Source organism: Halothiobacillus diazotrophicus (assembly GCF_001663815.1).
In the GTDB taxonomy this organism is placed as follows: Bacteria; Pseudomonadota; Gammaproteobacteria; order Halothiobacillales; family Halothiobacillaceae; genus Halothiobacillus; species Halothiobacillus diazotrophicus.
Map to the genome: position 1 here is coordinate 325,713 of NZ_CP016027.1, position 21,461 is coordinate 347,173.

At 57.0% G+C, this 21,461-nt stretch carries 22 protein-coding genes; 3 read left to right on the forward strand and 19 right to left on the reverse strand.

Annotated elements, in window-relative coordinates; genetic code table 11:
- Positions 1-97: 97 nt before the first annotated feature.
- Positions 98-2,668, forward strand: a complete 2,571-nt coding sequence (locus A9404_RS01485; protein WP_082922646.1) for a lysozyme inhibitor LprI family protein — start codon at positions 98-100, stop codon at positions 2,666-2,668.
- A 123-nt stretch (positions 2,669-2,791) separates the two neighbouring features.
- Here the strand turns inward: A9404_RS01485 and A9404_RS01490 are convergent, their stop codons facing one another.
- Positions 2,792-3,208, reverse strand: coding sequence for a hypothetical protein (locus tag A9404_RS01490; protein ID WP_066098018.1), 417 nt, complete (start codon positions 3,206-3,208; stop codon positions 2,792-2,794).
- Positions 3,209-3,513: 305 nt separating this feature from the next.
- Between A9404_RS01490 and A9404_RS01495 the strand changes: the two genes are divergently transcribed.
- Complete coding sequence (locus tag A9404_RS01495) at positions 3,514-4,038, forward strand: OmpH family outer membrane protein (RefSeq protein ID WP_082922647.1); 525 nt, start codon at positions 3,514-3,516, stop codon at positions 4,036-4,038.
- A gap of 138 nt (positions 4,039-4,176) precedes the next feature.
- Here the strand turns inward: A9404_RS01495 and A9404_RS01500 are convergent, their stop codons facing one another.
- Positions 4,177-4,509, reverse strand: a complete 333-nt coding sequence (locus A9404_RS01500; RefSeq protein WP_156521188.1) for a hypothetical protein — start codon at positions 4,507-4,509, stop codon at positions 4,177-4,179.
- A gap of 560 nt (positions 4,510-5,069) precedes the next feature.
- On the opposite strand from A9404_RS01500, the gene A9404_RS13270 reads away from it, so the two are divergent.
- Positions 5,070-5,213 carry a hypothetical protein gene (locus A9404_RS13270; protein ID WP_156521189.1) on the forward strand — a complete coding sequence of 48 codons (144 nt, stop codon included), beginning with the start codon at positions 5,070-5,072 and terminating at the stop codon, positions 5,211-5,213.
- A 761-nt stretch (positions 5,214-5,974) separates the two neighbouring features.
- Here A9404_RS13270 and A9404_RS13050 read toward each other — a convergent pair.
- The 17 genes from A9404_RS13050 to A9404_RS01565 all read right to left on the reverse strand — a co-directional run bounded on the left by A9404_RS13050 (position 5,975) and on the right by A9404_RS01565 (position 21,353).
- Positions 5,975-6,325: a PDDEXK-like family protein gene (locus A9404_RS13050; RefSeq protein WP_197490391.1), complete on the reverse strand. Its 351-nt coding sequence runs from the start codon at positions 6,323-6,325 to the stop codon at positions 5,975-5,977.
- A 143-nt stretch (positions 6,326-6,468) separates the two neighbouring features.
- Complete coding sequence (locus tag A9404_RS01505) at positions 6,469-8,130, reverse strand: ATP-dependent nuclease (protein WP_066098022.1); 1,662 nt, start codon at positions 8,128-8,130, stop codon at positions 6,469-6,471.
- 408 nt (positions 8,131-8,538) lie between these two features.
- Positions 8,539-9,009, reverse strand: a complete 471-nt coding sequence (locus A9404_RS13055) for a GNAT family N-acetyltransferase (protein ID WP_082922650.1) — start codon at positions 9,007-9,009, stop codon at positions 8,539-8,541.
- Positions 9,010-9,100: 91 nt separating this feature from the next.
- Positions 9,101-9,832, reverse strand: coding sequence for an HNH endonuclease (locus tag A9404_RS01510; RefSeq protein WP_066098024.1), 732 nt, complete (start codon positions 9,830-9,832; stop codon positions 9,101-9,103).
- A 116-nt stretch (positions 9,833-9,948) separates the two neighbouring features.
- On the reverse strand, positions 9,949-10,383 hold the full coding sequence (locus A9404_RS13275; RefSeq protein WP_156521190.1) for a hypothetical protein: 435 nt from the start codon (positions 10,381-10,383) through the stop codon (positions 9,949-9,951).
- A gap of 93 nt (positions 10,384-10,476) precedes the next feature.
- On the reverse strand, positions 10,477-11,028 hold the full coding sequence (locus A9404_RS01515; RefSeq protein WP_066098025.1) for a hypothetical protein: 552 nt from the start codon (positions 11,026-11,028) through the stop codon (positions 10,477-10,479).
- Between the two features lie 84 nt (positions 11,029-11,112).
- Positions 11,113-11,727 (reverse strand): hypothetical protein, encoded by a 615-nt coding sequence (locus tag A9404_RS01520; protein WP_066098026.1) that lies wholly within the window; start codon positions 11,725-11,727, stop codon positions 11,113-11,115.
- 954 nt (positions 11,728-12,681) lie between these two features.
- A complete protein-coding gene (locus tag A9404_RS13280) occupies positions 12,682-12,957 on the reverse strand; it encodes a hypothetical protein (RefSeq protein WP_156521191.1) in 276 nt (91 codons plus the stop codon).
- Between the two features lie 344 nt (positions 12,958-13,301).
- The gene (locus A9404_RS01525; protein ID WP_066098028.1) at positions 13,302-13,535 is read right to left on the reverse strand and encodes an FmdB family zinc ribbon protein; all 234 of its coding nucleotides are present in this window, start codon (positions 13,533-13,535) and stop codon (positions 13,302-13,304) included.
- Between the two features lie 28 nt (positions 13,536-13,563).
- On the reverse strand, positions 13,564-14,508 hold the full coding sequence (locus A9404_RS01530) for an ankyrin repeat domain-containing protein (RefSeq protein WP_197490392.1): 945 nt from the start codon (positions 14,506-14,508) through the stop codon (positions 13,564-13,566).
- A complete protein-coding gene (locus A9404_RS13500; RefSeq protein WP_197490393.1) occupies positions 14,505-16,490 on the reverse strand; it encodes a SagB family peptide dehydrogenase in 1,986 nt (661 codons plus the stop codon). Before A9404_RS13500 ends, A9404_RS01530 begins: the two co-directional genes overlap by 4 nt.
- Positions 16,441-16,776: a nitrogenase-stabilizing/protective protein NifW gene (gene nifW, locus A9404_RS01540; protein ID WP_066098031.1), complete on the reverse strand. Its 336-nt coding sequence runs from the start codon at positions 16,774-16,776 to the stop codon at positions 16,441-16,443. Before nifW ends, A9404_RS13500 begins: the two co-directional genes overlap by 50 nt.
- Before the next feature lie 54 nt (positions 16,777-16,830).
- Positions 16,831-17,574 carry a serine O-acetyltransferase gene (cysE, locus tag A9404_RS01545; protein WP_197490465.1) on the reverse strand — a complete coding sequence of 248 codons (744 nt, stop codon included), beginning with the start codon at positions 17,572-17,574 and terminating at the stop codon, positions 16,831-16,833.
- Positions 17,575-17,646: 72 nt separating this feature from the next.
- Positions 17,647-18,807, reverse strand: a complete 1,161-nt coding sequence (gene nifV / locus A9404_RS01550; protein WP_066098034.1) for a homocitrate synthase — start codon at positions 18,805-18,807, stop codon at positions 17,647-17,649.
- Entirely contained in the window at positions 18,800-20,011 is a 1,212-nt protein-coding gene (nifS, locus tag A9404_RS01555) for a cysteine desulfurase NifS (RefSeq protein WP_066098036.1), read from the reverse strand. Before nifS ends, nifV begins: the two co-directional genes overlap by 8 nt.
- 2 nt (positions 20,012-20,013) lie before the next feature.
- Positions 20,014-20,979, reverse strand: a complete 966-nt coding sequence (gene nifU, locus A9404_RS01560) for a Fe-S cluster assembly protein NifU (protein ID WP_066098038.1) — start codon at positions 20,977-20,979, stop codon at positions 20,014-20,016.
- Positions 20,980-20,984: 5 nt separating this feature from the next.
- Positions 20,985-21,353, reverse strand: coding sequence for a HesB/IscA family protein (locus A9404_RS01565; protein ID WP_066098040.1), 369 nt, complete (start codon positions 21,351-21,353; stop codon positions 20,985-20,987).
- Positions 21,354-21,461: the final 108 nt, after the last annotated feature.

The window sequence follows — 21,461 nt, forward strand, 5'->3', positions numbered from 1 at the left end:
GATTCGATCAGCACTTTCACGGGAAGAAAGTGCTGCACTGCAATACCGCAAGTCCCCAATGAGGGGCAGCTATCGGTGTTTCGCTCGGACTGAATAAATGGAGTTATTTATGAGCCGATATCTATGGGCTTTGTTGAGCCTGTTCCTTTTTGCCCCCTTGGTTGTCGCGAAGCCAGTTGCTGATGTCGGCAAGTCCCCCCATGGCGATGTGGCCATCGCAGTGTCCCTGTCGGTACCGGAGTGCCGAATGTCTGGCGCGGATTTGCCAGTTGATCGGCCGCCAGTGGGTTATGAACGGGTTCGGACTGATCGGGTCGATTGGAATGGGGATGGCTGGTGCGATCTTGCCTATTTTTTCGCGCCGAAGGATCTTTCTGCCCGGCGACACCTGGGCGGATTCGCTGTCGATTTTTTCACGTTTACGCCTCCCGCCGCGTGGCAGCGCGTCACGCGAATGATTAACGCCAGTGGCTCCGTCGAAAATTACGATCCCCGCACGCCATTTCCCACGCCGGATTCCCTGTTTTCGCGTGCGGGCGGTGTGCCCTGGAGTCATTTTCTGATTGGCAGCGTCGAGTGGGTCGATAACCCTCTTCATGGGCTACTCATGGTGGCGGATGACAATATCTATCAGTGGCAAAAGGGGCAAAATGCGACGGAGGGAGCTTCCTTCTCCGAGTTGGCAGACGCAAGTGCCGACGTGATGCGTTTGAATCTGGTCGCTGCCCACCAATTACGGATTCTGGATGAGTTGCTGCGGACTCCAGATTACCGGACGCTCAATCAATTGGATTTTTCAGGTTTCGCTGATAGCCCGGATCTACGCATCATACGGGTGGCTCGGGTGCTTTGTTTGATGCGGGGGGATCTTGCTTGTCTGTCCGAAGCGGTGAAATCCGCCGCCTTGCACCCCGGCGTGCAGTGGCTGGATATTGGCGCATTGCAACAGGCCATGATTTTGCAGGCTGAATTCCACGAAGTCGTTGGTCAGGATTTGGCTCTGGCGGCGCTCAATAAGTATGAATCCCATTGGTCGGATAGTACTGCCACTTGGCGAAACTGGTATGAACAGGGGCGGCATCATGCGCTCGATGCGCCGTTGCCTCAAACTGCACTGGATTCGATTCGCAACCTGTTGGCGTTACCTGTTTTATGGCCGAAAGCGGACAAGTCGCTTTTTCAGGCATTGAATGACTATTTCGTATTGCAGCATTTTCTGCCTTGGAAGCATGGCCGTTTGGCGGATGGGCGAGATTGGCAAATAGGTTTCGCGGATGGCGCGCTCATGATGCAGCTTGATGGTCACTGGCGCCGATTAACCGAACTTCCCTGGGTCGGTTATCAGATGCCAATGCCCGAGCCGGGGGATCAGGACGATTGCATGCGGGCGTTCTGTGGTCCCAACTCGCCATATCCGGCGCGATTGCTGCCCAGCGACGCGCTTAAGGTCAAGGGGACGGGAGAAAGCCGCGACTTTACGGCGAGTACGCCCTGGACGGGATACGGCGGAAGCGATATCGAGGGCGAGTGTCATCTGGTTGAGCACCCTGCCTATTTTCAGATGGATTGCGGTATCGGTTACGACGGTGGGGCTCATCCCGATGAATGGTATGGATCGTATTTCTTTTCGAAAAATCCGGCGATTTTCGGTCTGGCGGTTCCAGATAGTCGGGATACCTGCATGGGGGCGAAATACGACGAGGCGGCTTTCGATCATGCCTGGAACGACCTGCTGGCCAGCTGTGCCTATGAAATGGATACCGAAAAGGAGGGTATGCCGGACAAGGCACACTACGCACACTGGTTGAAGGCTGGGCAGGAAATAGTAGGTGAGGGGCTACCCTCCTGTGCGCAGGTTGAGATGGATTCATCCACAAACAAGCTGAGCGTATTTGCCAACACTGGGATGATTGGCAGGGAAGCGCGCAGTACCGCCTGTGATCAGGCCTCGGTCGGCGTGCCGTTGGAAAATCCCGAGCAGTACATTCATTTGCATTTGACGAGCCCACTCGTGGTCAGCCTGTTGACACGACCCGAAGATACGGCTGCCCATTGGCCGCTGGGCAATACCCACGCCGAGCGGATGTTGCTGGATCGGGACTATGTGCAACTGGACCGGCAATTGAATCGTCAGTATCAGGCCCTGCTCAAGGCGACCCCACCGGAAAAACGTCCCACGCTCATCGAAGCGGAGCGGGCCTGGCTCAGGCAAAGGGATCGTTTGCTAGCTGGAAAATCGATCCAGATCAAGGACACCTGTGCGATGGATGGGTGTTCTGGCACTGTCCAGAGAGCGATTCCCGTACATGCGTTCCTGGATGAACGGATCGATCAGCTGAAACGGCAAAGGGAGCGGGTGAAAAAGCAGAAGGAATTGGCGCAGATCAATTTCTATGGCCGTTTCCCCAAGTGCGTTACGCCACTGGCCGAAAATCAGTGTGATGTACCGATTCTGGTTACGTGGTGCTGGGATACGGAAGGAAAACTCGCGCAGTGGCAGGATACTGAGATGGTCTGCGCACGTGTGGGGCGTGTCACCAGCATGATCGAACCGGGTCAGGTGCTCTATGCGCCGATGCCCCATTCGAACGATCCCTTGAGCGCTCAGATCAAGGTTTATCACAGCTGTGTGGCGGACGATCGCACCCGGAGCTGCGTGAAAAATTGAAATAACTGCTGGAACATGAGGCGCGTCGTCAGGGCATTCAGTGACCGCCTCGGCACTCGCTATGGTATGTCCGGCCATGCGTCCGTAAATACCCTCGAAGGTCATTGAATCCGAACGAAGCCCCTAGAGCACCGTGGATTCCACTGTATGCAGCGGGGCGGGGAGGGTCCGCAGCCAGACGATTTCGGAACCCGGTTCGTCGTCGCTTCGGTGTGTGGGCTCAATCTTTTCCACCGTGCCGATCAGCGTCGTATTTTCGAACGAGATCTCGATATCCTCGCCCAGCATCAGGCCCGTATGGCCGATGGGCCCGATCAGCAGTAGCTGATGATCTTCCAGAACGGTGTGCGTGCGGAGGGTGTGCTTTCCATCATGGCGGCGGATGGTCACGAGGTTGGGCTGCATGCTGTCCATGCGGTTATCGAGACTCATGCCGCCCAAACCCATCGATTCGAGGGCATCGGCCGCATGCTGGCGTTGTTCGTGGTTGAGTCCGGCCCAGCGCAGGACGGAATCGGTATCGTCGGGTTTTTCGGACATAACGTGCGCTCCTTCGGGAAATGTCTCGGGTACATATGTACAGGGCCCATCGGAATTTGCAAGGGGCCGGTGTCGAGATCCGGTACCCTTGCGTTACACAGATCGCATTTGATCGCATGGGGTGGTCGAAACATTTACCAACCGGGCGGGGTTTTTCGCTCTGTAAAAATATATTTTCATTGCGCCCCTTCAAACGTAAAACAAACGCCGAAATCCCTGCTCTAATAGCGGTTGGCGGAGCATTCGTTTCGTCGCGTTCCCCGTTCTTGGGGCATTTTCCCGTGTGTATTGTCAGGAGTCTGGTTATGTGTCGCGCCGCGCGTCTTGGTGTGTCCCTGTTGGTTCTGTTGTTTGCGTTCGTTGGCCAGGCCTCGGCCGGTTCGGTCAAGGTGGGTTATGTGAATTCCGTTGCCCTCATGGAGCAGGCGCCGCAGGCGGATATGGCCAAGCAGGCGCTGGAACAGGAATTCTCCCCGCGCGAGCAGGAAATCAACGACCTGCAACAGCAGGTACAGGGGCTGCAAAACAAGCTGGACAAGGACGGCGCGAGCATGAGCGATGCCGAGCGCACCAAGCTGCACCAGCAGATCGATCAGAAAATGCTCCGCATCCAGCAGAAGCAGAACGACTTTCAGGACGACCTGAATCTGAAAAAGAGCGAGGCCCTCGGCAAGCTGCAACAGACCGTATTGCAGGCCATCAAGGAAGTTGCCGCCAAGAACGGCTATGAACTCGTCGTATCCGACGGCGTCGTCTACGCCGCGCCGACGGTGAACATCACCAATCTGGTCGCCGAGCGGCTGAAGGAAATGGTCAAGGCCAAGAAGTAATTCGGCTCAGCTGCGTTTCTCAGATTGTTGGGGTGCGTTCCTTACCCCAACCTACCCGTATGCCGCGCATTGCCACCGTTGCGCCACGTTCTTGCCGCAACGGCAGGACACAAGCTGGATAACCGCAGCGCGTCAAGGCTACCGGGGATTCATGTCGCTCAAGGAACAGACTTCCACCCCGTTCTGCTCGGCGCGCACACCATGAATCGCCGGGTTCGCCCTCAGCGTATCGACCACCTTGTTGTAGGTGCTCGACGAGACGCTATCCGCAAACTTGATCACGACGGAGCCATCCGGGTGCACATGGTATGAGGCCGTTTGATCGAGATTATTCTCAAACAGGATACCGGCCACCGCCGCATCAGCCTTGTTTTGCGTTTGAATTTCCGCTTGCGTGAGGGACTGCTGCGCGGCGCAGCCTGCCAATTGCATGGCCAGCAAGGCGACAACCAGAACTAATAATTTCCGCATGGCATTGGGTCCTTCGGTGATGTGTACGGGTCGGGGATCGGGCAACAAGCAGGTTCAGAGCAGACAGGCCAAGATGATGACCCAAGATGATGATCAATAGCGCCCCGCGTTGATTGGCTGGGGCTACGCCGTCAATGAAGGCTAGCGGATGGCGGGGTAATGCCGCATACCCCGATTGGGTGATGGGACGAAAAATTCTCGGATCGAATCATCCGTCCGTTTATTGACCCGTCGAGACTACGCCGACCGTTGGCGCAGCCTCGCTATGATCGATTCGCGTACAGGCTTCCTGCGGTGAAAAATCCGGGTCGATGAATCGGTGGTGGCCAACTGTATGCTCGATGATCGGCAAACCGGGTTGGCGCTTAACAGTCAGCTGCACAATAAACAGTTAGCGCTTAACCGCCTCTCGCGCTGCTTCCAAAAAAGGCCTTACAAAAGCCTCGAGTTAATACGTACGTTCCGTAGTTTCTCCCTATGTTGTGGGGGCCGGACGAGGGCTTCGTCATCGTGAGGTCTAACACTGCCTTATTACCATTTACTTTGAACGTCCCTTTGCCATGATCATTCCAACCATCCACGAACTTGAAGGTCAATTCGCCATTGCGCTCATGCACAACAGGGAGCTGATCTCCGGCAAGCAACTGGTTGGCGTCCGTCATCAGGACGTAAAACGAAAGTTTTGGGTGGTGCTCATGACTTGAAATGACCACGCATGCGTATAAATACCCGGTCACACCGGGTGCGGCCAAAAAAGGCTCCGCAAGATAGTACTGCGCATCACTCGACGCTGACCACCCTACAGAAGGCTGTAGAAATGCCGCCGCAAGTACAGCAAAAGCTATTTGGATTTTGTATCGATGTCTGCGCATATGATTTCTAACGGCTAAGCTAACCCGTAGTCGGAGCGCGACGAGGGGAGTGAACCCACCGGTGAGGTAATTTTACTCTGACCCCAATTATCACCGTTGAATGAAGGGTTAGGCGACATTGTCTTGAGCTCTTTTGCGGCGCAACAGCCAAAGGACAACAGCTGGAAAAAACAAAGCCGAGAACGCGGCGAACGAACGCTCCCCTGAAAGTGCAAGAGCTGCATTCCCAGCCACACTTTCGGTTGGTGAGGCACTCAAGTATGTCACTGGGATGTTCCGACCAGGGGCAAGTTCATCGCACGATAGCCCCCCCTCTGAAGATTTTCCATACCCGACTTCGCGTCGGCCTTGGGCAATGTACTCATAAGTGAAGGAGCCGTGATTACCGCAAGTGGTGGATATGACTGTGCCACTAGTTTGTACGCCCGACGACAGTAGCAACTCGTACCGCCCAATATGATTTGTGAAGCGAATGGTAAACCAAATCGCAACGGCTAAAACAACGTAGGTGAGCACGTTTCGCACTTGTTGCCTAACGTTAAGGTTGTGGGGCGCTCGCGCGATAGCGCGAAGCGTCCCACACGAACCGCTTGTTAGAGCTGATGGAATTCACGCAAAAATTCCTTTTTGGTTTGGTTGAATTTCCTGTGCTCTGAATGATTTAAAGGCCGTTCAGGTTCCGCGAATGCTGGAGCGATTACTCCCCAATTAGAATTCCTTGCAAAGAAAATAACAACATCAATGTTACTTCCTTCCCAACGGTTTTGCACAACATGATTATCCCCGCATGCATCAACAGTTTTTACTTGGATTCGATAGTAATTTGGGCCATCTGAAATCAATAAATCAGTTTGGTGTCCATGATCTAGGATGGGGATGAATACCTGCCATCCATCCTGCATGAGCCAACTGACAACAATGCTTTCAAACGAAGTGTTCTTCATCGTTTGATGTGTTCCGGGCTTCGTTTGAGTGAGCCTTCTTGGCATGTTCTCTCCTGTTTTATAAGCTCTAACGACCAAGCTCACTTGCCGCAATGAAGCGAAGCGTAATTGCAGTCAAGTGAAGCGCCTTGTTGGGCATTGCTTTACTTCGATACCAGCGCATTAATTTTCGACGCCAGCGGATTGAGGTCAACGCCGTTAGTCGCTACTTGGAGCATAACGTGCTGAGGCTTTCGGTGCGGACGAGCGGCCGGTGCAATCCCAAGAAATCTCTCCAAGTCATCGGGAAACGTGTCAATGCCCCCGGTAAAGGGATTGGACGTTGCCTGGATCGACGCATCTACTGGAGCGTGCCTCGCATTGTCCGAGTCATAAAGGACATAGTGCTTAATCCCGAAAGCCTCAAAAAGCCGCATGAATCGGTGAATGTTGTACTTGCCAATGGTATCTAGGATAAATACGCCTTTGCAGTTTGGGAGTAGCCCCTGATCAAACATGTATGAGAGAAGTGCTGTTTCGGTAGGCCCCTCAACCAAAAGAACCTTTTCAGAAAAGAATGCTGCGCTTCGTTTCTCGTCTAGCCAGAGTGCGTACTTGACTGCTTCCATATCAATTTGCAGATCGTCGGGGTCAATCTGCATTCCGGCAGCGGCCCATACCTGAGCGTCATGCTGGTTAACAGTGAGAACAGCATCCAGATCTTGGCTCGATATTTGATAACTTTTTGTGCAACAGGCTTCTCGTTGCAACCGGCAAATTGCCGTAATTTTCCGAATGCTGTGAGTGGCAAACTGGGGATTGTGGGTAGAAAGAAGGACTTGAGAGTCGGGGGCTTCAGCAAGCAGCCGTAGATCAGAGTTTAAAGAACTTACTTGGGTTGGGTGTAGAAATGCCTCAGGTTCTTCAAATAATATCCAGGTCAGCTCAGGTGCGAACTCTTTCTTCTTTGGGGTCTTCTTATTAGCGCTGTATTTTGCTGCCACTCGAATCAAAGTATAAATAACACTTCTCTGAAATCCCTGACCATAAGCCGAGATTGGTTGTGTTTTACCCAACGATTCATCAACAATCTCATGATTAACGAGACCCTTTATGATGTCATCAACGCCAACTGGGTTAATATTTAGTTTGAATCCGGCACCCCAACCGGATAGTTCATTTGAAATATCGGTTTCTATGCTTTGAAGCGAATGCCCCTCAGTGGTCGTTTCAGTTTTAATCGCCCCTTCGAATTGTTCAAACGAGTCACTTAGTGCTTGATAGGCACCCGATTGCTCCATGACTTTGGAAAGAACAGAATTCACGAGGTCTCGAAGTGCTGAAGGGCCCGTAAGTTTAGTGTGTTCATCAATCTTGGAAACCGCGGGGATATAGATGATTTCGCCAAATTTCCCTTGCCCCACATTCTTAAAGCCGTAGAACCTCTCCTCAGACAGCACTCCACCTATATAGGCATAAGGCCCAGATTTTTCCTTACCTTCCTTATCTTTCTGGTCTGAATAGAGGTAATTCCTTACCCGAAAGGTATTGGTTTCTGACCGATACTCATCTTTTAATGTTTCAATTTCCTCTGCAGAGGGTTCAAACTCAATTTCAACCCAAGTCTCTGTGCCTTCTGCCCCCTTGTGTGGAAAATCCCTAGTCTTATCAAATTTCACTCCTTTGCCGTAGAAAGCCCTGATAGCGTCAATAACTGTCGTTTTTCCTGCATTATTGACGCCCACAAGGATTCCATATTCATCTAGTGATATCGTCGCGTCACATATTGAACGGAAGTTGTGGATGGTTATCTCGATGGCTTTCACTGTGACTCCTTTTTTGATGCCCAACGCCTAAGCTAACCCGCCGCCGGAGCGCGACGCGCGGAGGGTACCCAACGGCGCAGCCGGTGGGCGGTCGGGTTGAGCGTGATGTTAGGCGCGGGATGATGAAAAAACGATGAACCCATGACCTGCGGTACCTCCCTGTGGGCGACGCCCTGACTTACCACTATGCACCAAGCCCCAACGATGCGCGACCCGGAATTTGAAGCGTGTGCTTGCGGCCAGATTGGGCTACCGAACTGATGACAGAAAACACCAAGAACCACCCGAGTGCCTAACGCCACCAATGAGGGGCAAGCCGTAGTGGGGATTTTTTTGTGCTAGTTTTTTCAGCACAAAAAAAGCACCGCGGAGGTTTGTCCCTCTCAATTGGTTTTGTTAGGCCATTTTTCATAGTGTTTTTTTCATATGAACCACTTCAAACTTCGAACCACTAGAAAGAGTAACGCTCTCTCTATTTGACTCTTTAAAACCGTGTTTAATGTAAAACGGTTCGCCAGCTAATGTGGCAACCAGAAACAGTCTTTTAACTTTTTCTAGTTTTAGTTGAGCTACACATTTATTCAGTATTTCGCTGGCGACCCCTTGCCTCGCATGCCCAGGGTGAACAAAGAATGCCTTTAATTCCGCTTCATTACTTCCTTGCAAATGCTTATACCCTCCGATAGCAACAATGCTACCTGATACCTCCGCAATAAATAATTTTCTTTCAATAACCATTTTTTTGATTCCAGAAACAAGCTCTAATGCTTCCCCTATAATTTCAGAGCGATAAAATCCCGCTTGTAAATTACTGGTAGACAACTCAATTAGAACTCGTATTTCTTCTATTTCATTTATTCGAGCAAAACGAATATTCATATACTTGATGAGGGCCTAACGTTTGGCTAAGGGGCGGCCCGCCGCAGGCGGGACGTCCCAGTGAGCGAAGCGAACGTGTTTGAGCCACTGGTTAGGCATTGTTGCCACCAAACAACAACGAACGTGCCTCGGCTATAGATAGCCACCGTTTCTCAACGGAAATTGCCCGATGCAGCATGCGGTGGCAATTGGCACACAATAAAGCCATGTCCTTGAGCTTGGTTTGACGCTCTTGCGACGCTGCCAATGGAATCATGTGGTGTGCCTCGAACATGGCATCTTCAATAGCCTCGGACGTCGCGGGCGGCTTGCTCCCGCAGATTTCACAGGCCAAGGCATTCGACTTTTTCCGTTGCTCGATCAGGCGCGCTCGTAGCTTTGGACTGCGTTCCCTACGCAGATGAGTCTCAGTTACGACTTTGCCCTCTGGGAACACCTCATACTCGCCAGAGTCCTCCTTGATACCCTCGACCACCTCAATGCCGGAGCGAATGAGATTTGCGACCTGCTTGGTACGCACTGGGTCATGGCCGAACTCTTCCCACACCTGATGATCCATCTTCGACGTGTTGCCGAGACCTTTGCCTGTGGCAACTTGGTTCAGGTTTTGCAGCTTGAACGCGACACCATCTGCGTTTCTGAACGACGGCTTCCTAGCGGACATGCTGTGGTGGGGGAACGAACGGAGCAGTTCGGATAGCGCCTGGACTCGGTCATCTGTGCTGGACGGGATCTTGCCATCGCAATCGAAATAGAGATCGAGTGCGAGGATCGTTTCGTCGCGTGTCCAATGCGGGTTGCCGTGACCGTGAGTTACCGCCATTTTTTATGCCTAACGTAGAAGTGAGGGGCGGCCGGAGCGCGAAGCGCGGAGGGAACCAAACAGCGCAGCTGTTTGGCCGTCCCTCTCGACTGCCGGGTTGGGCGTTAATGTTCGGTTCATAGATCTTTGATGGCTCGCACTGCAGCGGAATGGATTTCCGAGCATATAGCTTCCTGTTTAGGTGGGCAGTTGTTCTTGGCCTGTGACTCAATACGTTTTAGGTCGTCGGGGTCTGCGCTAGCGTCAATGTGGTGGAGCACAAACTTACGAAAGCCAGGGTCGCGTTTGGCGATGGCTGAGAATTCCTGAACCGATGGCCAGTGGTTTGCCAGTAAAACCACCACTGATTCGGTGTAACCCTCGGCGATAAAACCATCATCGCACTGAGGTACATATTTTTTGAACGACTTATGAATCGCAGGCCATGACGATAAGCTGGGTAGTTCGTTCGATATCCATTGTTGGTCTTTAAGCGAGCAGACTCGGCTTTCAGCGACAGCGGGTGTGGCTAGAACTGCGAAGACCAAAGTGGCTAGCAGATGCAGTTTCATGACGCCCAACGTTTGAAGTAACCGGCGCCGGAGCGCGCCGCGCGGAGGGTACCCCAACAGCTACGCTGTTGGGGCGTCCGGTTGACTGATGGGTTAGCACGCATTGATAGCCCCCAGAACAAGTTGCTTTAGTTCCTCTGCAATTTCGAGATAGCCAAGAATGGCTTCTTCGGAGGGGCTAAAGTCGACCTCGTGTGCGGCCGTATTCCGGAGACGTCGCAGCGCCATGAACCCAGGAACATAGGCTCTTGGGAGAAGCTCTGCCCTCGCAAGCGCTCGGATTAGTGCCATGGAGTTGTATCTTGTTTGTGTAGTGAGGAGGCCATGCTTTTTAGCGAGCGATTTTAGGGCCACCTCAATCTCTATCCATGCACTAAGTAGTGTCTCGCGGGGGTTGGCCGTAGCCGACTGAACGGTTGCTGGCTCCAACAAAATGGCTTCACCTCCAGGAGCCTTTGTCACAATTTGTTCAGCTAGTTTCTCGACCTCATTCTCAAATTCAAACTCGGCAGAACCGACTTTCCCCTTCTTGATCCGGCTGAGGAGCCTACGTAACTCTCCGCGAAACATGACCGCTAGAGTGATCGTGGCTAGTGGCCATGCAGCAGCTTTCGTCAGTTCCACAATGAAGGGGAGTGCGTCCATAATTGTGCGTGCTAACGTTTGAGTTGAGGGGCGCGAAGCCGGCTTGCCGGCGTAGCGTCCCTCTCGAACGAAATGTTAGGCAGCTTAGGCTGATGGCCAAACATTCGAGAAGTCCATTTTGACCTTAACCTGGTTTTCGAAATCCATGATCCTTCTGGCGCACTCGACGTTTCCCCACCAGCGATCAACAACGTAGTGGTTAATTGGATCGCGATAGTGGTAAGAATTGTTCCCTATCCTTTGATCCGCATTTACAGGCGCGAGAACACACGGAAGTCCGAGGGCGTAGATTGCACTCTCTGGCAAAGTCATCGACTGATTTTCAATGTCGATCATGAACTGCTGAATACCATCTTGAACCTTAACCGTTACTCCATATCCATCTGGCAGTTCGTTGCCGTGGGCAAGATTGCAACGAAATTTTTCGTAGACGATGTCTTCGAACTTGACGCCAACCTTTCCTTTGCTGTCTTTGAATGGAAAGACAGTCTCTTGAAGATTTAAGCTGCCATGCATCAATTCGATGATGTCGAGATGCTCAACGATGAATTTCCTGAATCGCTCTCCCACCTTGTCGATCTGCGGATACATCTTTTTCGCAGTGCCGTCGACTGCCAAGCACGCGAATAGCATTCCTTTGTCAAGGTCTCTGCTGTCGCAAGCATCAAGGGAGTGCCTAATGTGGTCGGCGATCTTCATAGCTGCCTAACTTAACCGAATTGAGCACCTTGGCACCCGAAGGGTGACGAGTGTGCTCGAATGAGTGGTTGGGGGGGAAAATAAGCGGTCGGCCTGCACGTAAGTCAATCGATCCTTCATCACTTGACCCCATAGCATGAAGTAAACATCAAAAACCGAAGTGCTCGTTAGAGAGCGTGTGTATGAACTTGTTATGCACCGCGCTCAAACAGCACTTCGCTTTTAACATTTTCCTCTCATTACTTCTACCCTAACAATATGACAAAGCAGGAAATTTCGCCTAGGCACATCTACGCAGACTTATTTTCACGGCCAACGCCTAAGCTAACCCGCCGCCGGAGCGCGGCGCGCGGAGGGAACCCAGCGGCGCAGCCGGTGGGCGGTCGGGTTAAGCGTGTTGTTAGGCGCGGGATGATGAAATGACGATGAACCCATGACCTGCGGAACCTCCCTGTGGACGACGCCCTTCCCTGCCACTATGCACCAAGCCCCAACGATGCGCGAGCCGGAATTTGAGGGGCGTGTTTGCGGCCAAATTGAGCTACCGAACTGCTGACAGAAAACACCAAAAATCGCCCAAGTGCCTAACGTTAAAGCTAACCCGCCGCCGGAGCGCACGGCGCGGAGGGAACCCAGCGGCGCAGCCGGTGGGCGGTCGGGTTGAGCGTGATGTTAGGCGCGGAATGATGATAAGACTGCAAACGCATGATGTGCGGAACCTCCCTGTGGGCGACGCCCTTGCTAGCAACTATGCACCAAACACCGATGATGCGCGACCTGGAATTTGAAGGGCGTGTTTGCGGCCAGATTGGGCTACCAAACTGCTGACAGAAAACACCAAGAATCGCCCGAGTGCCTAACGCCTAAGCTAACCCGCCGCCGGAGCGCGACGCGCGGAGGGAACCCAACGGCGCAGCCGGTGGGCGGTCGGGTTAAGCGCCGAGTTAGGTATGCTCAACGTGTTTTGTAAATCCGCTTAAAACTGACACGGTTTGTAAACAGTTTGAAACAACCAATAAGCCCGCCCACCAATATGATAGCGAAGGCTATCCAGCCAACAGTTGAATTAACATTTGTTCCTATCCAGCCACCAAGAAGGGCGGCGGCAAGAAAGACTGCAATAAAAGCTGCATTGGGCGTCCCATATTCAATCTCTGCCTGACATCCAGTACAAACATTCGCACCTTGAGGTACCTCAGTGCGGCAATGTGGACACACGTGATTCTCCATATCTTCTCCTTGTGTTGACGATTTTCGAATAATACCTAACAAGCAATATACACCTTAAAAGGTGTATATTTCGGCAAGGGGTGGGTGTATAACATGGTCGTCACATCAGTATCCTTATGTTTTAATTGATCCTGTGAAAAATAGAGGGCGCCACGGGCGGAAGCAAACACACCTTCTGGTTGGCTTCTTTCCTTGGGATCAAGAATCACAGCAATCGCAACCAATCTCAATAGCTTGGCGAATAAATTTTCATCCCGCTTCGTGGTCGGGTTTTGCCAATGTTTCTGGCAGGACTGTTACGCCCCATTCAACAGCCATTTCTACCAGGTGAAGGTGGGTTTGAGCTACAACTTTCCCTTGAGTTCGGACGATTTGTAATTGCTGAAATGCCCTTCCTTGGCCGCCTGTTGGCGTCCCGCCGCAATGATCTTGCCGCTTTTCCCCTGCGGAGCGGGTAGGGAGATCTGCTTTTCCAGTTCGGTGCTGCCGCAGGTGGGGCAGGTGGGTATTTCGCCGGAGAACACCAGCAGTTCGAAGGTTTTGTCGCAGGCTGTGCAGTGGTAGTCGAAGAGGGGCATGAGTGTTCCTTGATTTTTCTTGGGCGGTTTACGACGACAGGCTTTCGCGCTGGGGTTGGATGGGCTGGATGCGGTGCCGCTTGCGTAGCAGGTTGAGGCAGGCGACGCTCGCGGCCATGTCCAGTGCGGTGTAGTCGTCGGGGGTGACGAGATCCGGGTTGGCGCCGTGGGCCAGCAGGCGTTCGACCACGGGGGCCTTGCCGGTGGACGAGGCGTACATGAGGCAGGTGGCGCCGTTGTCGTTCTGGTGGTCGATGGGGCAACCGGCGTCGATGAGTCGATCCACGATGTCCAGGTTCTCGCCGACGCAGGCGAGCCACAGGGCCTGATTGCCGTCCGCGTTGCATTTGCGGGGATCGACGCCCAGGGCCAGCAGTTCTTCCACCCGCTCGGGGGCGCCGGCGCGGGCGGCGCGCATGAGGGGTGTCATGCCGTTGGGCAGTGCGCTGTGGATATCGCCGTCGTTGAAGCCTTCTTCGAGCAGCCATGCCCGCAGATCGTCGCTTGACTGTGTCTGCGTGCCAGTCGGCTGGGCCTGCTGGGCGGCGCACCAGGCTTCGTAACCCCCATCGAGGCTGTAGACCTCGGTGAAGCCGAAGTCGATGAACATTTCGGCGCGGATCTGGCTGGCGTTGCCGTGATAGCAGTAGATGAGCACCGGCGTATGTTTCGGGCGGCCCATGATGAAATCGACGGCATTGGCATCGCTGAGGTGCTGGGCGCCGACGATGCCGCCGCGCAGGTAGTCCGGCGTGGCGCGGCAGTCCAGCAGCAGAATGCCCGGGCGCTTGAGAATGTCGCGGGCGGTGGCGACGTCGATGCGTTGGAATGGCTCGGCCAGGGGGGCGTCTTGGGTATCGGCCATGGTATCGACCAAGGAGTCGACCAAGGAGTCGACCAAGGAGTGGTCTTGGGTCGCCCCGTTGGAAATCGTTGTTGCCTGTTCGGTGCTCAGGGTGGCTTCGGTATTCATTGCTGGGCGGCTCCGGCCTGATCGGCAGGCTGTTCCGTGTTGGTTCGATGGGGGTAGGGCGGCAGGGTGCTGATTCGGCTGTCGAAAAGTGCCTGCCCGACGGTGAAGTGGTAAAGCGGCGTCAGGCGGTCGTCCTTGATGCCGAAGCCTTCGCGCGTCGCTGCGTCGAAGAAGCAGCCGATACCGGTGCCGTTGAACCCGGCGGCTTCGGCTTCCAGATACAGCACCTGACCGATCAGCCCGGCTTCCCAGTGCAGGTGGCGGTATCGCTCGGGGGCTTCTTCGATCAGCGGGGCGAATTCCGCGACCATGGACAGGGCGAAGCAGCTGTCGGAGGCGATGGATTGCTGGCAGGAGAACCCTTTGGCGACACGACGTAGATCGCCGGGTAGCAGCAGATACAGCGGCAACCTTTCCTGCCGGTGCCCTCCTGTTTGCCCAGGTTGCACCGATTCGCCTTCGTTTGCCGTTGCCTCGGCCAGTTTGCCGGCGATTTCCGAGCCCACTTCGGCGCTCTCATCAGTGACCACCTCAATGGGTTGCCAGGCGAAGCCCGCATGCAATTGGTCGCGCAGAATGGTTTCGCCCTCGGCACTGCGCGGCAGCGCGTACAGGCCGGGCTGCAGGCCGGCTACCCGATGCACGAAGATCAGCAGATGCAGATGGGGTTCGACGGGCAGGCTGTCCCAGGGGAGTCTCGGGGGATCACCTGTTTCCCCGGATGCGATTTCGGGTGGCAGCAGGCGCGCCAGGATGTCGAAGAACGTGTCGGCAGGCATGGCGACCTTCGGATTGAAGTGCTGGGCACTGCGCCGCCCGCGAATCACGGCGGTGGCCGTGCGCGGTGCGGACAACGGGGGCGGCACGACCGCCGCGGTCAGCGGCCCGGACTGTTTGCTTTCTGCCGCAGACGTATCCGTGCGGGGCGTCCGAGTGATTTCCGGCCAGGTCGCATGCCAATGTTCTGGCCAAAGTTCCGACCCGTTTTCTCCTTCCGCACCAACAAACTCGGCTTCTGCCGCCGGATGGGCGGCGGGATGCGGCGCTCGGCTGGCTTCGGCCACCTGATCGATGATCGGCCAGCGATAGAAGGGATGCGGGTCCAGCAAGTTGGCGCTGCCCGTCCAGCTACCTTCGGCGATTAGATTGGGAGCGACTGGGGCCGAGTCGGTCTTGCCGGGTACGGTGACGCCCAGCAGCAGTTCCGGTTCTTCCGGTTCGGCTTTGGCGAAATCGTCCCCGCGATCCAGGCCCATCAGCCCGGCCAGTTGATCGTGGTCGAGGTTCGGCACCATGCCCACGCCCCAGCCCAGCAGGGCGGCGGCATAGCGCAGGGCGCCGATGGCATGGCCCGTATCCAGCTGGCAGTACCGGAAGGCGCGCTCTCCGTACTTCCAGGCTTCGCGCCAGTTGATGGACGTGAGGCCGATATGGAGCGATGGCGTGATGGCGTTCTGATTATCGGCGGGTTGCCATCGCCGTTCGAGGGCGTGGTCTCGGCTTACATAGTGATAGAGCCCGTCGTGCAGCCCGGCAAGGCCGAAGACCAACACATAGCATTCCGTGGGGTGCAGGTTGCCGCTGGAGGGGTTACAGCGTAGTGCCCAGCGGTCGGGGCCGTATTCCTTCCAGGCGGCCAGACCCATCGAGAGTTCCAGCAGGTAGGCCAGTGAAGGCAGGTCGAAGGGATACGGTTGGGCGGCGGGCAGTTCGGCGAACGGCCGCGGGTCGTCCCGGCCATCGCGCGTCGTGCGAAGCGGCAAGGGGATGCGCGCGGCGCCTGCGAATTCGCGGAACGGGTTGGGTTGGGCGTCCCAGTCCAGTGTTTCCGGCCCGGCGGCGTAGCGGTCGACGTGATGCTCGGTGCGCCGATGGTAGTCGAGCACCGTCTGGGCATCCACCGCGCGGTTGCGCCGGCCGACGCGGTGGCGATCAGCCTTCGGCGGTGGCGCCGGGACGGCTGATCTTGTCGAGTCCGACATGGCTCACCCCCATGGCCTGATGGAAGACCTTGAAGACTTTTTCGGTGACGGCATCGGAGGTCACGAAATCGTTGTAGGCCTGGGTCAGCAGGGTGACGTACCGAATGCGTAGTTCCGCGTCGTCGAGGCTATCGAGGTCTGGGCTGCGCTTGAGGTAGTCGTGGAAGCGCTTGAGGATGTGCAGACGGTTCACCTGCACGACGTGCTCGTCGTAGGGGACGCCCAGCAGGTTCAGGAAGTCCTCTGCCGAGGAGAGTTTGGCCAGTTGGTCGCGCAGTTCGCTCATGGTGGTGTCCTCAGATGTTGCCAGTTGCTCGATTCGTTCGTTCGAATTGCTTGTTCAGTGGGTCGAGGCCGCCGGATCGCGCAGGCTGCTGCCGCAGACGGCGGGATCGATATCGGTGCAGTGTTCGCAGTCGGCCTCGGGAATGGGTTCGTCGGGCACCGGCTGCTGCAGCTGGCGTTCCAGCACGTGGATGCGGTCCATCAGACACTGGATGGCCTTGCCGACGGGGTCGGGCATCAGGTGGTGATCCAGGTCGATGCCCTGCGGGCTGATGCGGCGGCGCTCGATGGGCAGTACAACGCGACCCGGAATGCCGACCACCGTCATGCTGGGGGAGACGTCCGAGATCACCACGGCATTCGCGCCGACCTGGGTGTCGTGTCCGATGGTGACCGGGCCAAGGATCTTTGCCCCGGCGCCGACCATGACCCGATCGCGCAGGGTGGGATGCCGCTTGCCGGGGTTCCAGCTCGTGCCGCCGAGGGTCACGCCGTGATACAGCGTGCAGTCGTCGCCGATCTCCGCCGTTTCGCCGATCACCACGCCCATGCCGTGATCGATGAAGAAGCGTCTGCCGATCTGTGCGCCGGGATGGATGTCGATGCCCGTGAACAGGCGGGAGAGGGCGCTCATCAGCCGCGCGGGATAGCGCAGCCGCACGTGCCACAGCCGATGGGCCATGCGGTGCACGATGATGGCGTGTACGCCGGGATAGGTGGTGAGCACTTCCAGAACATGCCGCGCCGCCGGGTCGCGATCGAACACGCAACGCACGTCTTCCCGCATCATGGCGAACAGGCCGATGCGCTTGGGCGGATTCTTCTCGATGGGGATCGCGTTCATGGATGTCTCCCGTCAGAAATGGACCGGTCAGGAATGAGGCTGCTGCGGTTCCGCGCTTTCCAGCAGGAACGTGTGCAGATCCTCCGTGCGCGGCGAAACCTTGTACTGCTGCACGTAATGCCGCACGCGGCGAAGGATCTGCTGGGCCTGTTCCTCGTCGATGATGGTGCCGAGTTCGGCGTAGGCGCGGATCACGGCCTTGGTGCCGGAATGCTTGCCGAGCACGAGCAGATGCTCCCTGCCCAGCTCATGCGGATCGAAGCCCTGGTAGTTGAGCGGATCCTTCATGATGCCGTCGACGTGGATGCCAGCCTCGTGGCTGAAGATGGCCGCACCGACGATGCTCTTGCCCGGCGGCACCGGCCGGCTGGACGCCAGGGCTACCATCTGCGATATGGCGTTGAAGTGCCGCACGTCCACGCCGGTCTGGTAGCCGTACAGGTGGTGCAGGCACATCACCACTTCCTCCAGCGGCGCATTGCCCGCCCGTTCGCCGAGACCGTTCACCGTGGTGTTCACGTGGGTGGCGCCGAAACGCAGGGCGGCGATCGAGTTGGCCGTCGCGAGGCCGAGATCGTCGTGGGCGTGCATCTCGATTTCGAGATCCGTGGCGGCGCGCAGGCGCGGCATGATCTCGGATACGGTGAACGGATCGAGGATGCCCAGGGTGTCGGCGAAGCGGAAGCGCCGCGCGCCGGCCTTCTGGGCGGCTTCCATCACCTGCAGGATGAAGTCCAGCGAGGCGCGGGAGGAATCCTCGCCGCCGACGGCGACTTCCATGCCCATGTCGAGGATCTGCTTCACCCGGCGATCGATCTGCTGCAGCACCCAGCTGCGGCTCTTGCCGATCTTGCCGCGGATCTGAATGTCCGACACCGGGACCGAGGCGTTGACCATGGTGACGGGGCAACGGGCGACGGCGTCGAGATCGGCATCGTGCATGCGACACCAGACGACGAGCCGGGCGTTCAGGCCCAGCTGCGCGATGCTGCGGATCACGTCCTGTTCTTCCTCACCCATGGCCGGGATGCCGATTTCCAGTTCCGGCACGCCGGCGGCCACCAGGCCTTGGGCGATGGCGATTTTCTCGTCGGGCCGGAAGCAGACACCGGCCGTCTGTTCGCCGTCGCGCAGGGTGGTGTCGTGGATCACGGCCACGGCTTGCGGTAATGCGCTGACGTCAGGCATACACGGGCACAAACGCGTTGTCGGCGAGGATCGGGCCGTTCGGCCCCCAGTACGGCGACAGGGCGCGCAGCTGAGCGATGATCGGCGGGGTCTGGGCGATTACCCAGTCCACTTCGGCCTCGGTCGTCTCGCGGGAGAGCGAGAAGCGGATCGTGCCGTGGGCCGCCGTGTAGGGGATGTCCATGGCGCGCAGCACGTGCGAGGGTTCCAGGGAGCCCGAAGTGCAGGCGGAACCCGACGAGGCGGCGATGCCGACCCGGCTCAGGAGCAGGAGGATGGCCTCGCCCTCGATGTATTCGAAGGAGATGCTGGTCGTGTTCGGCAGACGCTTGTCCGGGTCCCCGTTCGGGAAGGAATAAGGCACGACCTCCAGAATGGCCGCTTCCAGCTTGTCGCGCAGCTTGCGCACTTCGGTGTTCTCGTAGGCCATGTGTTCGAGCGCCAGTTCCGCCGCCTTGCCCAGACCGATGATGCCGGTGGTGTTCTCCGTGCCCGCCCGACGGCTCCGCTCCTGATGGCCGCCGCGCAGGAAGGGGCGGAAGCGGGTGCCGCGGCGCACGTACAGCGCGCCGATGCCCTTGGGCGCATGCAGCTTGTGGCCGGAGAGGGAGAGCATGTCGATGGCCGACTCGGCCATGTTCAGCGGAATCTTGCCCACGGCCTGTACGGCGTCCGTGTGGAACAGCACGCCCTTTTCCTTCGCCATGCGGGCCATGGTTTCGACGGGGAAGATCGTGCCGGTCTCGTTGTTCGCGTACATGATCGACACGATGGCGACGCGGTCGCTCAGCACCTCGGCGTATTTCTCCATGTCGATGCGGCCGAGCCGGTCCACGGGCAGGTAGTGCACCGTGTAGCCCTCGGTGCGCGCCAGATGCTCGCAGAGGGTGAGGATGGCCGGGTGCTCGACGACGCTGGTGATGATTTCGCGCCGTTCCGGATAGGCGGCCAGCGCGGATAGGATGGCCGTGCTGTCCGATTCCGTGCCGCAGGAGGTGAAGATGATCTCGGTGTCGTGTGCAGCACCCAGCAGCTTCTGCACGGCGATGCGTGCCTCGTCCATCCGCTTGCCGACGTCGCCGCCGAAGCTGTGCATGGAGGAGGGGTTGCCGTAGCACTCGCTGAAGTAAGGCAGCATCGCCTCGACGACACGGGGATCGACGCGGGTGGTGGCATTGTTGTCCATGTACGCGGTGGTGGTCATGATCAAACCCCCATGGTCTCGGTGGACTGGGCCTGCGGCATCGGTGCGGGCACGACCCGGATCGGGCGGCCCAGCGTGAGCATCAGTCGCTCCTGGATGCCGGAGATGGTGATGCCCGACATCTGGCAGCCCATGCAGGCGCCGCTCATGGCGACACTGACAGTATCCCCATCGACGTCGACCAGCTGGATGTCACCCCCATCCATCTTGAATTGTGGACGCATTTCGTCGATGACGGCGGAAATTTTCTGAATTTTTTGTACCAGAGTCATGCCACCGGTAGCCGGTGCCGCCGCTGCGGGGGCAGCCGGCTTGGGCTTGAGGGGCTGGATGGACACGGGAGCCGAAATTGTCACCGTTTGGGTGACGGTCTGGGCGGGCGGCTTGGCCGCCACCGGTTCCAGGCCATGGACCTCGGCAAGCACACGCTCGATCTTCTCGTGGCAGCTTTCGCAGCCGCCGCCAGCCTTGGTGTAGAAGGTGACTTCCTGCAGCGTGTGCAGGTTGTTTTCCTTCGCGACCTTTTCGATCATCGCGGAATCGATGCCGAAGCACTTGCAGATCAGCTCGCCTTCCTCGTGGTCGTCCGCCCATTCCTCGCCGCGATAGTTGGCGATGGCGGCATGGAGGGCCTCGGCGCCCATGACCGAGCAGTGCATCTTCTCGGGCGGCAGGCCGCCGAGGAATTCGGCGATGTCCATGTTGGTGACCGCCAGGGCCTCATCGAGGGTCTTGCCCTTGATGATCTCCGTCAGGGCGGAGGAGGACGCGATGGCCGAGCCGCAGCCGAAGGTCTGGAAGCGCGCGTCGGTGATGACGTCGGTTTCCGGATCGACTTGCAGCATCAGTCGCAGGGCATCGCCGCAGCTGATGGAGCCGACTTCGCCGATGGCGTTGGCCTCTTCGAGCACCCCGGTGTTCTTGGGGTTGAAGAAGTACTCTTTCACCTTGTCCGTATAGTCCCACATGGCGCTTACCCTCGATGACCGCAGGTTGATTTGTCGGGCGTGGGCGAACCGTCGCCCGCCGTGAAGGAGGAACCGCAGCCGCAGGTGGCCGTGGCGTTCGGGTTCTCGAACCGGAAGCCGACGCCGGTGATGTCCTCGACGTAGTCGATCACCACGCCCGTCAGCAGCGGCGCGCTGTTCTCGTCCACATAGACCTGGAGGCCTTCGAGGGCGATGACGGTGTCGTCGGCCTGGGCTTGCGATTCGAGCCCCATGCCGTACTGGAATCCGGAACAACCGCCACCGGAGACCATGACGCGGAGGCCACTGGCTTCCGGGGTTTCCGTGATCAGACCCTTGACGGCGTGAATCGCCTTTTCTGTCAGTGTCAACATGGTGCGCTCCTTGGAAATGAGGTGGGTTCACAGGTATAAAAGCAAAAGGCGCGCCATGTTTTTCAAACTCGTTAACCGGATGAAAAGAAACGAATAATATGGATGTCG

Excerpts from the sequence above, each read along its gene's own strand:
- A9404_RS13280 (WP_156521191.1), bottom strand. The coding sequence starts at position 12,957 with ATGGAGAATCACGTGTGTCCACATTGCCGCACTGAGGTACCTCAAGGT.
- A9404_RS13055 (WP_082922650.1), bottom strand. The coding sequence starts at position 9,009 with ATGAATATTCGTTTTGCTCGAATAAATGAAATAGAAGAAATACGAGTT.
- A9404_RS01510 (WP_066098024.1), bottom strand. The coding sequence starts at position 9,832 with ATGGCGGTAACTCACGGTCACGGCAACCCGCATTGGACACGCGACGAA.
- nifS (WP_066098036.1), bottom strand. The coding sequence starts at position 20,011 with ATGACCACCACCGCGTACATGGACAACAATGCCACCACCCGCGTCGAT.
- A9404_RS13500 (WP_197490393.1), bottom strand. The coding sequence starts at position 16,490 with ATGTCGGACTCGACAAGATCAGCCGTCCCGGCGCCACCGCCGAAGGCT.
- A9404_RS01495 (WP_082922647.1), top strand. The coding sequence starts at position 3,514 with ATGTGTCGCGCCGCGCGTCTTGGTGTGTCCCTGTTGGTTCTGTTGTTT.
- A9404_RS01485 (WP_082922646.1), top strand. The coding sequence starts at position 98 with ATGGAGTTATTTATGAGCCGATATCTATGGGCTTTGTTGAGCCTGTTC.
- nifU (WP_066098038.1), bottom strand. The coding sequence starts at position 20,979 with ATGTGGGACTATACGGACAAGGTGAAAGAGTACTTCTTCAACCCCAAG.
- A9404_RS13050 (WP_197490391.1), bottom strand. The coding sequence starts at position 6,325 with ATGAAGAACACTTCGTTTGAAAGCATTGTTGTCAGTTGGCTCATGCAG.
- A9404_RS01490 (WP_066098018.1), bottom strand. The coding sequence starts at position 3,208 with ATGTCCGAAAAACCCGACGATACCGATTCCGTCCTGCGCTGGGCCGGA.
- A9404_RS01500 (WP_156521188.1), bottom strand. The coding sequence starts at position 4,509 with ATGCGGAAATTATTAGTTCTGGTTGTCGCCTTGCTGGCCATGCAATTG.
- A9404_RS01530 (WP_197490392.1), bottom strand. The coding sequence starts at position 14,508 with ATGAATACCGAAGCCACCCTGAGCACCGAACAGGCAACAACGATTTCC.
- A9404_RS01525 (WP_066098028.1), bottom strand. The coding sequence starts at position 13,535 with ATGCCCCTCTTCGACTACCACTGCACAGCCTGCGACAAAACCTTCGAA.
- A9404_RS13275 (WP_156521190.1), bottom strand. The coding sequence starts at position 10,383 with ATGAAACTGCATCTGCTAGCCACTTTGGTCTTCGCAGTTCTAGCCACA.
- A9404_RS01565 (WP_066098040.1), bottom strand. The coding sequence starts at position 21,353 with ATGTTGACACTGACAGAAAAGGCGATTCACGCCGTCAAGGGTCTGATC.
- A9404_RS13270 (WP_156521189.1), top strand. The coding sequence starts at position 5,070 with ATGATCATTCCAACCATCCACGAACTTGAAGGTCAATTCGCCATTGCG.
- nifV (WP_066098034.1), bottom strand. The coding sequence starts at position 18,807 with ATGCCTGACGTCAGCGCATTACCGCAAGCCGTGGCCGTGATCCACGAC.
- A9404_RS01520 (WP_066098026.1), bottom strand. The coding sequence starts at position 11,727 with ATGAAGATCGCCGACCACATTAGGCACTCCCTTGATGCTTGCGACAGC.
- nifW (WP_066098031.1), bottom strand. The coding sequence starts at position 16,776 with ATGAGCGAACTGCGCGACCAACTGGCCAAACTCTCCTCGGCAGAGGAC.
- A9404_RS01515 (WP_066098025.1), bottom strand. The coding sequence starts at position 11,028 with ATGGACGCACTCCCCTTCATTGTGGAACTGACGAAAGCTGCTGCATGG.